This is a genomic window from Streptomyces sp. CB02923 (genome assembly GCF_001905005.1).
Lineage (GTDB): Bacteria > Actinomycetota > Actinomycetes > Streptomycetales > Streptomycetaceae > Streptomyces.
In genome coordinates this window covers 557,605-570,367 of the sequence record NZ_LWKZ01000025.1, presented here as the reverse complement: position 1 = coordinate 570,367, position 12,763 = coordinate 557,605, and the positions used below count along the sequence as shown (strand labels likewise).

At 70.7% G+C, this 12,763-nt stretch carries 10 protein-coding genes; 4 read left to right on the top strand and 6 right to left on the bottom strand.

The genetic code is table 11. The features are described 5' to 3' along the window. Positions 1 to 15: 15 nt before the first annotated feature. A complete protein-coding gene (locus A6A06_RS30725; protein ID WP_073765523.1) occupies positions 16 to 999 on the bottom strand; it encodes an alpha-ketoacid dehydrogenase subunit beta in 984 nt (327 codons plus the stop codon). 1 nt (position 1,000) lies between these two features. After that, positions 1,001 to 2,191 carry a pyruvate dehydrogenase (acetyl-transferring) E1 component subunit alpha gene (pdhA, locus tag A6A06_RS30720; protein ID WP_073765521.1) on the bottom strand — a complete coding sequence of 397 codons (1,191 nt, stop codon included), beginning with the start codon at positions 2,189 to 2,191 and terminating at the stop codon, positions 1,001 to 1,003. A gap of 353 nt (positions 2,192 to 2,544) precedes the next feature. Here pdhA and A6A06_RS30715 point away from each other — a divergent pair, with 353 nt between their 5' ends. From A6A06_RS30715 to A6A06_RS30705, 3 genes are all read left to right on the top strand, one after another. Beyond that, positions 2,545 to 3,204, top strand: coding sequence for a response regulator (locus tag A6A06_RS30715; protein WP_073765519.1), 660 nt, complete (start codon positions 2,545 to 2,547; stop codon positions 3,202 to 3,204). A gap of 259 nt (positions 3,205 to 3,463) precedes the next feature. Then, the gene (locus A6A06_RS30710) at positions 3,464 to 3,880 is read left to right on the top strand and encodes a pyridoxamine 5'-phosphate oxidase family protein (protein WP_073765517.1); all 417 of its coding nucleotides are present in this window, start codon (positions 3,464 to 3,466) and stop codon (positions 3,878 to 3,880) included. 23 nt (positions 3,881 to 3,903) lie between these two features. After that, complete coding sequence (locus A6A06_RS30705; RefSeq protein WP_073765515.1) at positions 3,904 to 5,004, top strand: phosphotransferase; 1,101 nt, start codon at positions 3,904 to 3,906, stop codon at positions 5,002 to 5,004. A 134-nt stretch (positions 5,005 to 5,138) separates the two neighbouring features. Here the strand turns inward: A6A06_RS30705 and A6A06_RS30700 are convergent, their stop codons facing one another. After that, positions 5,139 to 6,782, bottom strand: a complete 1,644-nt coding sequence (locus A6A06_RS30700; protein WP_073765513.1) for a protein kinase domain-containing protein — start codon at positions 6,780 to 6,782, stop codon at positions 5,139 to 5,141. A 586-nt stretch (positions 6,783 to 7,368) separates the two neighbouring features. Here A6A06_RS30700 and A6A06_RS30695 point away from each other — a divergent pair. Next, on the top strand, positions 7,369 to 9,168 hold the full coding sequence (locus A6A06_RS30695) for a Stk1 family PASTA domain-containing Ser/Thr kinase (protein WP_073765511.1): 1,800 nt from the start codon (positions 7,369 to 7,371) through the stop codon (positions 9,166 to 9,168). A gap of 230 nt (positions 9,169 to 9,398) precedes the next feature. Here A6A06_RS30695 and A6A06_RS30690 read toward each other — a convergent pair whose 3' ends face one another. The 3 genes from A6A06_RS30690 to A6A06_RS30685 all read right to left on the bottom strand — a co-directional run bounded on the left by A6A06_RS30690 (position 9,399) and on the right by A6A06_RS30685 (position 12,447). Then, positions 9,399 to 9,965 (bottom strand): bacterial proteasome activator family protein, encoded by a 567-nt coding sequence (locus A6A06_RS30690; RefSeq protein ID WP_199931274.1) that lies wholly within the window; start codon positions 9,963 to 9,965, stop codon positions 9,399 to 9,401. Positions 9,966 to 10,181: 216 nt separating this feature from the next. Further along, positions 10,182 to 10,415, bottom strand: coding sequence for a hypothetical protein (locus A6A06_RS42260; protein WP_199931273.1), 234 nt, complete (start codon positions 10,413 to 10,415; stop codon positions 10,182 to 10,184). 1,018 nt (positions 10,416 to 11,433) lie between these two features. Next, the gene (locus A6A06_RS30685) at positions 11,434 to 12,447 is read right to left on the bottom strand and encodes an NAD(P)H-quinone oxidoreductase (RefSeq protein WP_073766017.1); all 1,014 of its coding nucleotides are present in this window, start codon (positions 12,445 to 12,447) and stop codon (positions 11,434 to 11,436) included. Positions 12,448 to 12,763: the final 316 nt, after the last annotated feature.

The following is a 12,763-nucleotide window of genomic DNA, read 5'->3' as shown; positions in this document are numbered from 1 at the left end:
ACTACTCCTCAAGCCTCAGTACGCCAGCGCGCGGTCGACCGTATCGAGCACCCGGTCGAGCCCCGGCAGGTATTCGTCCTCCAGCCGCGACGGCGGATACGGCGCATGGAAACCGCCCACCCGCAGCACCGGCGCCTCCAGCTGGTAAAAACACCGCTCCGTGATCCGGGCGGCGATCTCCGCACCCGTGCCCAGGAAGACCGGCGCCTCGTGGACGACGACCAGCCGCCCGGTCTTCTCCACCGAGGCCTGCACCGCATCGAAGTCGACCGGGGACAGCGAGCGCAGGTCCACCACCTCGACCGACTTGCCCTCCTCGGCCGCGACCCGCGCCGCATCCAGGCAGACCTTGACCATCGGCCCGTACGCGGCCAGCGTCACATCCGTGCCCGCCTGCGCCACCCGGGCCTTGTGCAGCGGGTCGGGAATCGCCTCGGTATCCAGGCGTCCCTTGTCGTGATAGCGCCGCTTGGGCTCGAAGTAGATGACCGGGTCGTCGCCCTCGATGGCCTGGCGCATCATCCAGTACGCATCCGAGGCGTTCGAAGGCGAGATGACCTTCAGGCCCGCGACGTGCGCGAAGAGCGTCTCGGGCGACTCGGAGTGGTGCTCGACGGCGCCGATGCCGCCGCCGTAGGGGATGCGGATGACCACCGGCACCTTGACCTTGCCCAGCGCGCGGGCGTGCATCTTGGCCAGCTGCGTGACGATCTGGTCGTAGGCGGGAAAGACGAAACCGTCGAACTGGATCTCCACGACGGGCCGGTAGCCGCGCAGCGCCATCCCGACGGCGGTGCCCACGATGCCGGACTCCGCCAGCGGCGTGTCGATCACCCGGCCCTCGCCGAAGTCCTTCTGCAGCCCGTCGGTGACACGGAAGACGCCGCCCAGCTTGCCCACGTCCTCGCCCATGACCAGGACCTTGGCATCGGCCTCCATCGAGGCACGCAGCGCTTCGTTGATCGCCTTGGACAGCGTGATCTTCTCGAAGACGGTCATCTCAGTTCTCCTCCGCGTCCGCGAACGACGCCTGGTACGCGGCGAACTGCGCGCGCTCCTCATCGACGAGGGCGTGCCCGTCGGCGTAGATGTTCTCGAAGATCGCCATCATGTCCGGGTCCGGCATGCCCCGCACCACCTCGCGCACCCGCCGGCCCAGCGTCTCGCTCTCCGCCTCGATACCGTCCAGGTAGGCCTGGTCGACGACGCCCTCGGCCTCCAGATACGTGCGCAGCCGCAGGATCGGGTCCTTGGCCTCCCACGCCTCGCGCTCCTCCTCCCGGCGGTACTTCGTCGGGTCGTCGGAGGTGGTGTGCGCCCCCATCCGGTACGTGAACGCCTCCACCAGCGTCGGGCCCTCACCCGCACGCGCCCGCTCCAGCGCCGCCCGGGTCACCGCCAGACACGCCAGCACGTCATTGCCGTCCACCCGCACACCGGGGAAGCCGTAACCACGGGCCCGCTGATACAGCGGCACACGCGTCTGACGCTCGGTCGGCTCGGAAATCGCCCACTGGTTGTTCTGGCAGAAGAACACCACCGGAGCGTTGTACACCGCGGAGAACGTGAAGGACTCGGCCACATCGCCCTGGCTGGAGGCGCCGTCGCCGAAGTACGCGATGACCGCCGAGTCGGCGCCGTCCTTCTGGACGCCCATCGCGTAGCCGGTCGCGTGCAGCGTCTGCGAGCCGATGACGATCGTGTACAGGTGGAAGTTGTTGCTGTTGGGGTCCCAGCCACCGTGGTTGACACCGCGGAACATGCCCAGCAGGTTCGTCGGGTCCACGCCGCGGCACCAGGCGACGCCGTGCTCCCGGTAGGTCGGGAAGACGTAATCGTCGTCGCGCAGGGCCCGTCCCGAGCCGATCTGCGCGGCCTCCTGGCCCAGCAGCGAGGCCCACAGGCCCAGCTCGCCCTGGCGCTGGAGGGTGGTCGCCTCGGCGTCGAAGCGCCGCGTGAGGACCATGTCCCGGTACAGCCCGCGCAGTTCTTCCGCCGACAGGTCGATGGCGTACTCGGGGTGCTCGACGCGCTTGCCCTCGGGGGTCAGCAGCTGTACGAGCTGGTCCTGCTCCGCCTCGGCCGGGGCCGGGGCAGCCGCCTTCGCCTTGGCGGGCGACGCCTTTTTTGCGGTGGTGCGCTTGCCGCCACCGCGGGGGTTCTTCCGCGCGGCAGTGCTCTCCACGGTCACGTGCTGCTCCTCCGTCTGTCCGGCCCCCGGGGTCCGCCGGTGGCCGTATTGCGGCTCACCCGGTATCCGATACGGCGCACGGGGTGTGTGCGGCACGGCGCGGCCCGGGTGGAACAAGGTGCCCCGGCCACGGCCTGCCGGAAGGTGGGCGTTGTGCCCTACTTCCGGAGCCTAGGCGAAAGGGGCCCTGACCTGCGACTTTGCTTGGGGTTCCAAGTATTTTGCTTGGAATTCCGAGCATCGCGCCGACCAGTCGGCAAACCCCTGTTCACAGCGTTGCAGCCCGCCGGGACAACGGCACGTTATATCGGTGACCTGGAGCACGGGAAGACTTCGTGTGTGAGACTGAGCGGGTGCGCGAAGAAGGAAAAATCACGGTATTCCTGCTCGACGACCACGAGGTCGTGCGGCGCGGCGTTCACGAGATGCTCTCCGTGGAGGCGGACATCGAGGTGGTCGGCGAGGCCGGAACCGCCGCAGATGCCCTGGTCAGGATCCCTGCGACCCGTCCCGACGTAGCCGTGCTGGACGTCCGGCTGCCGGACGGCAGCGGTGTCGAGGTCTGCCGGGAGATCCGTTCCCAGGACGAGAACATCAAATGCCTGATGCTCACATCTTTCTCGGACGACGAAGCCCTCTTCGACGCCATCATGGCCGGTGCGTCCGGTTACGTCCTCAAAGCCATCCGGGGCAACGAGCTGCTGTCCGCCGTACGGGACGTCGCGGCCGGCAAGTCGCTGCTGGACCCGGTGGCCACCGCCCGCGTACTGGAACGCCTGCGGGACGGCAACAACACCCGCGGCGACGACCGGCTCGCCAACCTCACCGAGCAGGAACGCAAGATCCTCGACCTGATCGGCGAGGGGCTGACCAACCGGTCGATCGGCGAGCGGCTGCACCTCGCCGAGAAGACGATCAAGAACTATGTCTCCAGCCTGCTCTCCAAGCTGGGTATGGAGCGCCGGTCGCAGGCGGCCGCCTACGTGGCGCGGATGAAGGCGCAGCGGCAGTAGCGCGGGCGCGGGCGGCGCGGGTGGGCACCTTCCGTGGAAGTTCTGTGTGGAAGTTCTGTGTGAAAAACTTCCACACGACGGCGTGGGCGAATGTTCAAGGAAGGTAAAGAATTCGGCGGCCAGGACGGCTCCGACCTCCTGAAACGCCCCCGAAAGACCCCTGAATCGGAAAATCCCCGCACGATTCAGGACCAACGTCCTGTTTTCCCCGGGGCGGGTGCCCCTACTTTCCCGCCCGGCGGCACGGCAGGGTGTATCCATGCCCACCGACGACCTCCACGCCATCGAGCTGCTGAACCGCGTCCCCTACGGGCGGGTGTCGGCCAGCCAGCGGGCGCTGCCCTTCACCGCCGTCACGCGGCATGTCGTGACCGACGGCCGGCTCCTGCTGCGGCTGCACCGCGGCCACGGCTACCACCGCGCCCTGGACGGCAACGTCGTCGCCTACGAGGCCGACAACGTCAACTCCGGTGCCAACGACACCTGGTCCGTCCAGTTCACCGGCACCGCCCGCGCCATCGTGCCCACGGCGGCCGAGTACGAACTGTTCGGCCCCACCCCCCGGCTGGCCGACGGAGAGCCCTTCGACCCGGTTTTCCTCCGCATAGAACCGGAGTTTGTCAAGGTTCACTACCTCTGCGATGTCCCTGTGTTCCGTTACGCCCACTCAGCGTGACCCGGTGATCTAACATCTGGCGCGTGCTGCGCTCATCCGATGTCCGGGCGATGACCACGCCCGACGGACACACCCTCGGCTCCCTGCTGCGCCGTTACGGCGCCGGGGAGCCGTTGACGTGCGAGCCGGTCGCCGAGGGGCTGCTCAACCGCGGCTACCGCCTCGCCACCACGCACGGCCGCTACTTCCTCAAACACCACCTCGACGGCGACCAGGCCGCCATCGCCCGCCAGCACCGCGCCACGCTCCGCCTGGGCGCGCTCGGCCTGCCGGTCGCCCCGCCGCTCGCCGACGCGGACGGCCGTACGGTCACCGTCCTCGGCGGCCGCTGCTACGCGCTGCACCCGTGGGTCGACGGCCGCCACCGCGACGGCGCCGCCCTCACCCGCCTCCAGTCCTGCCGCCTGGGCGCCCTGCTGGGGCGGGTGCACACCGCGCTGGAGCAGGTCATAACGCGTGACCCGGAGGGGACGAGTGGTCCGGAGGGGACGAGAGGTCCGGATCATGAGGGGACGCCCGATCCGAAGGGGACGCGGGCCCCGTACGAGCACACGGGCGCCGACCCCGTGCGCACCTTCGAGATGATCGACGAACTGCTCGCGCTCGCCCGCCGGTCCCGGCCGCGCAGCAGCTTCGACGAACTGGCCGAACACCGGCTGCTGGAGCGCCGCACGCTGCTGGAACGGGAGGCCCACCGGCGGCCCGCGGCGGCGCAGGTACCGGCCACGGGCTGGGTGCACGGCGACTTCCACCCGCTCAACCTGCTCTACCGGGGCGCCGAACCGGCCGCCATCGTCGACTGGGACCGGCTGGGCGTACAGCCCCGCGCGGAAGAGGCCGTACGGGCCGCCGCGATCTTCTTCGTACAGCCGGCGGGCACCCTCGACCTGCCGAAGGTACGGGCCTACGCGGCCGCCTACCGCCGCGCCTCGGGCGCCGGTGCGGCGGAACTGGCCGCCGCCGTGCACCGGGTGTGGTGGGAGCGCCTCAACGACTTCTGGATGCTCGACTGGCGCTACCGGCTGGGCGACCGGCGGGCCGACCCGCAGTTCCCGGCGTCCGCGGCGCTGGCGGTGTGGTGGACGCGGGAGTACGCGGCGGTGCGGGCGGCGTTCACGGAGTGAGGGGGCGAGGGGCCGGGGTACGCGGGTGGCCTCCCGGGGACAGCACAGCGGGCGGCCGGTGATCCGGCCGCCCGCTGCGTTCAGGCGCTGTGGTCAGGCGCTGTGGTCAGGCTCTGTGTGGTGCGGTGGTGCGGTCAGTCGAGCAGGTCGTTGTCCCCGCCGGTGCCGGCCGAACCGCTGCCGGCGCTGGTTCCCGCGTTCGTGCTGCCGCTGTTCGTGCTCCCGTTGGTGTCACCGTTGCCGCCGTCGGCCCCGCCGTTCGTGTTGCCGCCGTTCGTGTTGCCGCTGTTCGTGTTGCCGTTGGTCGGCTTGGTGGGCGGCGGGGTCGTCGGCGCCTTGGTGGTGGGCGGCGGCGTGGTGGGCGGCGAGGAGGTGTGCGGCTTGCTCGGGTAGCGCGTCGTCGGGGGGTTGTACGTACCCGTGTTGCCGTTCGAGCTGCCGGGCCGCGTGTAGGTGTCCGACGGCTCGTCGGACGGCTCGTCGGTGGTCTCCTCCGCGGAGCTCTGCGAGGCCGACGGGCTCTTGGTCGGCGCCGGGGTCTGCTTCTCGCCGCTGCCCGCGTTCTGCAGCGCGATGGCCACACCGACCGCGATGGCGATCACCGCGAGCGCCGCGATCAGCCAGATCTTGCCGCGGCCGCCCTTGGCGGGCCGGTGCCCGCCCTCGTAGCCGCCGTCCCCGTCCCGCATGTGGGGAGGCAGGATCGGCTGCGCCGTGGTCGCCCCCTGGTCCGGGTGCGGCAGGGCGGTGGTGGCGGCGGAGCCCATGGCCGGGGTGTGCCCGCCCTCGTGCAGGGCGACCGGCCCGGTGTTCCACGTACCGGTGTGGGGGCCCTGCTCGTGCAGCATCTGCAAGGCGTACTGGACCAGGCCGCGCATCTCCTCCGCGGTCTGGAAGCGGTCGTCCGGGTCCTTGGCCAGCGACCGCATCACCAGGCCGTCCAGCTCCGGCGGCACCGCCCCGGCGACCTCTGAGGGCGGCACCGGCATGTCCTGGACGTGCTGGTAGACGACCGACAGCGGGGTCTCGCCGGTGAACGGTGGGCGCAGGGCCAGCAGTTCGTACAGCAGACAGCCGGTCGCGTACAGGTCGGAGCGGGTGTCCACGGTCTTGCCGAGGGCCTGCTCGGGCGACAGGTACTGCGGCGTGCCCATGACCATGCCGGTCTGCGTCATCGTGGACTGGGCGCCGTGCAGCGCACGGGCGATGCCGAAGTCCATCACCTTGACCGCGCCGCTGTGCGTGATGATCACGTTCGCGGGCTTGATGTCACGGTGCACGATGCCGTGCTGGTGGCTGTAGGCCAGCGCCTCCAGCACCCCGGAAACGATGATCAGCGCCTGGTCCGGCGGCGGTGCGTCCGCGTTCAGCAGCAGGTCGCGGATGGTGCGGCCCTCGACCAGCTCCATGACGATGTACGGCACCGTGTTGCCGGCGACGAAGTCCTCGCCGGAGTCGTACACCGCCACCACCGCGTGGTGGTTCAGGCCCGCGACGGACTGCGCCTCACGGGTGAAGCGGGCCTTGGAGACCGGGTCTTCCGCGAGGTCGGAGCGCAGCAGCTTGACGGCGACGGTGCGGCCGAGGCGCACGTCCTCGGCGGCGAACACCTCCGCCATGCCGCCACGGCCGAGCCGGTGCGTGAGCCGGTAGCGTCCGTCGCCCACCAAACCGCCATTGCCCCACATCTCCGGTGCATCGGAAAGATTTGCATCAGGAGAGTTGGAGCCGGTGGCATCAGGATCGGACGGGCCCTGGGGGCTCTGCGTCGGTGCCATCGGTCCTCGCCGTCGTATCGATCCGCATCACAGCGGTAAGGTCTCGGTCTTCGCTAGAGCACGCTACAGGCTCCGCGGCACACGCCGGTCCCGTGATGGACCGGTCATCACACCTTCTACGGCCCCATTGTCGCAAGTTAACCCGGGGTGACCACCGGCCGGTCCGCGGTCCGAACGGAGCAGGACCGTAATGGGATCTTGCGCATCTGGTCACGGAACGGGCACACGGCTTGACGTGTCCGGGCCCTGGGGCAGACTGGGCTGGGATTCGGCGGGATCTCGGCACAACCGATACTGATCTCGGCACGTCCGCACCCGCGCGCACCGCGGCCCACGACGCGCCACAGGTGCCGCGGGCCCACGACGTTGAGTAACGTCTGTACACGTCAACACGTCACACGTCGCCGCACGGACGGGTACAGCAGCCGCCGCACGGACGGGTACCGGTACGTCGCACGAGTGCGGTGGACAAGTACGTCGGACGGGTATATCGGACGAGTGCGGCAGACGAGTACGACAACAGCCACGAGGCGCGGCGCGCCGCGACACGTGCGCAGGAACAGCGCGCCAAGGGGGAAGCGGAACCATGAGCCAGGACGGCGCTCAGGGCCGGTACGAGGGCCGCTCGGTCGGCGGGGGACGCTACCAGCTCCGTGATCTTCTGGGCGCCGGCGGCATGGCGTCCGTGCACCTCGCCTACGACAGCGTCCTGGACCGCGAGGTCGCGATCAAGACCCTGCACACCGAGCTGGGCCGCGAGCAGGCGTTCCGTGAGCGCTTCCGGCGCGAGGCCCAGTCCGTGGCCAAGCTCACGCACCCCAACATCGTCTCGGTGTTCGACACCGGCGAGGACACGCTCTCCGACAGTGCCTCCGGCGCGGGCGACGGCGGCATGGTGCCGTACATCGTCATGGAATACGTGGCGGGCCGGCCGCTCCGCTCCGACCTGGACAGCGACATCGCCCAGCTCGGCGCGATGCCCACCGAGAAAGCCCTGAAGATCACCGGCGATGTGCTGGCCGCCCTGGAGGCCAGCCACGAGATGGGCCTGGTCCACCGGGACATCAAGCCCGGCAACGTCATGCTGAACAAGCGCGGCGTCGTCAAGGTCATGGACTTCGGCATCGCCCGCGCCATGCAGTCCGGCGTCACCTCGATGACCCAGACCGGCATGGTCGTCGGCACCCCGCAGTACCTCTCCCCCGAGCAGGCGCTCGGCCGCGCCGTGGACGCCCGCTCCGACCTCTACTCGGTCGGCATCATGCTCTTCGAGCTGCTCACCGGGCAGCTGCCCTTCGACGCGGACTCGCCGCTGGCCATCGCGTACGCGCACGTCCAGGAGGAGCCGCCGGTCCCCTCCAGCATCAACCGGTCGCTGCCGCCCGCCGTGGACGCGCTGGTCGCCCGTGCGCTGAAGAAGAACCCCAACGAGCGGTTCCCGACCGCCGAGGCGATGCAGGCCGAGTGTCAGCGCGTCGCCGGATCGGGCCAGCCCGGCGCCACTCCGCTGATCATCAGCGAGGGCCCGCGCGCCCGCACCAGCGGCGCCTCGGTGTCCTCCGCGGTCTTCCCGGCCGCGTCCCCGAACGCCGCGGGACCGCACACCCCGGCGCCGCCGAGCGTCCAGACGCCGTACCAGCCGACGCAGGCCGCGCCCCAGGCCGGCCCGCAGATGGGCCCCGGCCCGTCGGCGGCCGGCCGGCCGGGCTTCGGTCCCTCGGCGCCGTCCACGCCGCCGCCGGTCAACGCCTACCAGCCGCCGTCGCCGATGCCCTCCCAGGGACCGGCTCCGATGTCCGCTCAGGGACCGGCTCCGATGCCCTCTCAGGGGCCGTCGCCGATTCCTTCCCAAGGCCCGGCTCCGTTCAACAGCTTTCAGACCCCGCCGCCGTACGCCGGACCGCCATCGCCCGCGCCGGTCCGTACGAACCAGGGCGGCAACCGCTCCGGCGGCCGGGGCAACACCCCGGTGATCGTCATCTCCGCCATCGTCGGCGTGGTCGTGGTCACCGCCATCGCCATCGGCATCGGCCTCAGCGGGGGCAGCGACACCCCGAGCAAGCACCGCACCAGCCCGTACACCTACTCGCCGTCCCCCTCGGTCAAGGGCGAGGACCGCTCGGCCACGGTCTCCACCACGCGGTGCACCGACCCGGCCAAGAGCTACTCCCAGAAGGGCAAGATCTTCCTGCCGTCCTTCTACGGCAAGAACCTGGACTCGGTGAAGCAGTGCATGGACGCGGCCGGCTGGTTGTACGAGATCTCCGAGCGCGACAGCTCCATCTACGGCAAGAACACCGTCATCAGCCAGTCGCCGCTCTCCCTGTGGGATCCGAAGGGCGGCGAGAAGATTCACCTGACGGTGTCGTCGGGGCGTAGCTCTTAGGGCTGAGGGTTGAGGGCTGAGGACTAAGGGCTGACTGGCTACGGGGGTGTCCGGGCGGCGGTTGTGGCCCGGTTTCTCCAGGTGGTCGTGACATGGGAGGGGCCCGGCGCGCGGGGTGCGCGGCGGGCCCTCTTCCTATGTCGGTGCGCGTGTCGGTTCGCGTGTCGGTGCGTGGATCCGGCGTGTTATCCGTACGTGTATCGGTTCGCGTATCGGTGCGCGTTCGTTTGTTAAAGGTACGGGCCGGAGCGGGCGCTGCCCTGGCCCGGCGTGGGCTGTTCCAGGTCCTCGGCCGCCACCGCGCCGGGCGGCAGCGCGCGGCGCATCTGCTCCAACTGCGCGCGGGCCGCCATCTGCTGGGCGAACAGCGCGGTCTGGATGCCGTGGAACAGGCCCTCCAGCCAGCCCACCAACTGCGCCTGCGCAATGCGCAGTTCCGCGTCCGTGGGCACCGAGTCGTCGGTGAACGGCAGCGACAGCCGCTCCAGCTCCTCGACCAGCTCGGGCGCCAGGCCGTCCTCCAGCTCCTTGACCGAGCTGGAGTGGATCTCCTTGAGGCGCACCCGGCTCGCCTCGTCCAGCGGAGCCGCCTTCACCTCTTCGAGAAGCTGCTTGATCATGCTGCCGATGCGCATGACCTTTGCGGGCTGTTCCACCATGTCCGTCACGGGAACCTCGCGGGACTCGTCGTCGCCGTCCCCGCCACCGGGGCCGGCGCTGCCGAGAGCCATTCCGTCCGGGCCGACAACCAGGACGTGCGGGCTCTCCTGCGACCGTTCGTTCATCGGCATATCCATGCCGCCATTCTCTCGTACAGCTGACTAGGAACGGTTGTGCCCTGGGAGAAAGGTGATCCAACCTCCGGAGGCGGACGAGCTTGGGGGTGAGGTGCGGGGGTGCGGGGCCGGGCCCTGTCCTGAGCGGGTCGGGTACGGGTCAGGTACGGGTCGAGTACGGGTCGGGTTCGGGTCGAGTACGGGTCAGGTACGGGTCGGGTACAGGTCAGGTGCGGGTCAGGAACGTCTCAGCCGTAGGGCGATGAAGGCGAGCCCGAGGCCGGTCAGGGCCATGCCCGCGCCCAGAGGGAGGACCCGGTGGACGCCGCTGCCCGGGTCGGTGTCGGCGTACGGGGCGGGCGACGCGGCGGAGGCGGCGCCGGGCACCGCACCGGGCGCGTAGCGGGAGGGACCGTGCGACCGGGCGGCGGACGCCGACGGCGCGGGCGCCTGGAGGGGCGGCAGAGGCACGTAGGGCCGGTTGGCGAGGCGCCCGGCCAGATCGCCCCGGCGGGTGGCTGTGGGGGCGGGAGAGGCCGCTCCAGGGCGTTTGGGGGTGGTCGCGGGGGACGGGGGGCGGGGCGACCGGCCGTATGGGGCGCCCACACCGGCCGAGGGGCCGTTCGATGCGGACAGGCCGCTTCCCGGGAGGTCGGGGAGAGATGGGTGGGGCGGGTGGGTCGGGTGAGCAGAGTTGGCCGGGTGGGAGGGGCCTGGGCCGGAGCCGAGCAGGGGGCCCAGCGGGGCCGGGAGGAGAGGGCTCAGGGGATTGGGCTGTACCTGGTTCGGTCCGGCCAGGGGGGCGGCGGGGGTACGGGCGGGGGTACGGGCCGGGGCGGGGGCGGTGGTTTCGGGGGCTGGATCGGGGGCTGGGTCGCGGGGGGTGGCTGCGCCGGTGTTCGCGCCGGAGCCCGCGCCGGTTCCCGTGCCGGAGCCCGCGCCGGTGCTTGTGCCTGGTTCTGCGCCGGTGCCGGTGCCCGTGCCCCTGCCGGTGTCCCTGCCGTTGGTTTCGGGGATTGCCACCGCCACCGCCACTGTGGCCTTCGCCGCTGCCGCCGACGCGGTCACGTGGGGCAGGGGGAGGGGCAGGGGAAGGGGCAGCAGGGCGGTGACGAGCAGCAGACCGTACGCGAGGCGGGGACGGAACCCGCTTGGGCGGCGCGGACGGCGCGAGCGGCACGAGGGGTATGGACGGCACGAACGGTTTGGACGGCACGAACGGCGCGGACCGGGCCGCTGCCGTTCCGGCGTTGCGGCCGTTGCGGCCGCAACGGCCGCGGGCCCCGGGGTCACGAGTCCTGAAGTCACGCCCATGACCTCCCGTGCCTGCGGAGTCGTCGCCTGATCTCCTCAGCGTCACACGGGGGGATAGGTGCGGCACCCCGGGTGTACCGGGCATTGGGCCGGGCGCGCGGTGGTGCCGGAACCTGGTGCCGGAACCGTGACACCACCGCACTACGGGCTACGGGCTACGGGCAGTCCTACCGGGTCAGACGGTCAGGACGACCTTGCCCACATGGCCGCTCGCATCCACGATCCGGTGCGCCTCGGCGGCCTCCGCGATCGGCAGCGTACGGTCCACGATCGGCTTGACCTGGCCGTTCTCGATCAGCGGCCAGACGTGTTCCCGTACGGCCGCGACGATCGACGCCTTCTCGGCCAGCGGACGGCCGCGCAGCGAGGTGGCGGTGACGGCGCCGCGCTTGGTGAGCAGCGCGCCGAGGTTCAACTCCGCCTTGGCGCCGCCCTGGAGGCCGATGATCGCGAGCCGCCCGTTGGTGGCCAGCGCCTTGACGTTCGGGTCGAGGTACTTGGCGCCCATGATGTCCAGGATGACGTCCGCGCCCTTGCCGTCGGTGGCCTTGCGCACCTCCTCGACGAAGTCCTGCTCCCGGTAGTTGACGAGGATGTCGGCGCCCAGTTCGGCGCAGCGGGCCAGCTTGTCGGCGCTGCCCGCGGTCACCGCGACCCGGGCGCCGACGGCCTTGGCCAGCTGGATCGCCATCGTGCCGATGCCGCTGGAGCCGCCGTGCACGAGCAGCGTCTCGCCCGGCCGCAGGTGCGCGATCATGAAGACGTTGGAGCTTGTGGCGGTACCCCCACCCATGAAGATGTTAGACCAGACGGTTGCCGTCGCCTCTGGCAGGGCGGCAGCGTCGACCACAGAGACCCCCTTCGGCACTGGTAGCACTTGCCCGGCGGGGGCCGTCACTTTCTCGGCGTAGCCGCCGCCGGACAGCAGCGCACACACCGGCTGGCCGACTTCCCAGCCCTGTACTCCCTCCCCCAGCTCTGCCACGTGGCCGGAGCACTCCAGACCGGGGTACGGGCTCGCTCCTGGGGGCGGGTCGTAGTGCCCCTGCCGCTGAAGAAGATCAGCACGGTTGACGGCCGTCGCCGTCACGTCGATAAGGATTTCGCCGGGCGCCGGGGTGGGGTCGGGGACGTTGGTCCATTTGAGGACTTCCGGCCCACCCGGTTCGGTGATCTTGATTGCCTTCATGGCCACACGCTAACCAGCAGGAAGCCCCGCCCGGTAGCTACTCCGGGCGGGGCTTGTTCCGGCCCCCTGACCAACGCGTCCGTATGGGGGGTACGCCTCCATGGGGCTCGGCGGGAGAACGGGTCCGCTCAACAAGGCTTCGCCCCGGGGGAACACCGCCACCTTAGAGCAGCGGAACGGCCGTCCGGGCTACTTTCCGAGGAATCTCCTGCGACCGGCTACAAGGTGCTCAGCCGTTCGGTTCCGGCTGTCCGGCCATTGGTCCAGTAAGGCGAGCCCAGCGGCCCGCCATGCGGCAAGGCCGTCTTCGTCTGTG

Excerpts from the sequence above, each read along its gene's own strand:
- A6A06_RS30710 (WP_073765517.1), top strand. The coding sequence starts at position 3,464 with ATGCCCACCGACGACCTCCACGCCATCGAGCTGCTGAACCGCGTCCCC.
- A6A06_RS30695 (WP_073765511.1), top strand. The coding sequence starts at position 7,369 with ATGAGCCAGGACGGCGCTCAGGGCCGGTACGAGGGCCGCTCGGTCGGC.
- A6A06_RS30685 (WP_073766017.1), bottom strand. The coding sequence starts at position 12,447 with ATGAAGGCAATCAAGATCACCGAACCGGGTGGGCCGGAAGTCCTCAAA.
- A6A06_RS30700 (WP_073765513.1), bottom strand. The coding sequence starts at position 6,782 with ATGGCACCGACGCAGAGCCCCCAGGGCCCGTCCGATCCTGATGCCACC.
- A6A06_RS30690 (WP_199931274.1), bottom strand. The coding sequence starts at position 9,965 with ATGGATATGCCGATGAACGAACGGTCGCAGGAGAGCCCGCACGTCCTG.
- A6A06_RS30725 (WP_073765523.1), bottom strand. The coding sequence starts at position 999 with ATGACCGTCTTCGAGAAGATCACGCTGTCCAAGGCGATCAACGAAGCG.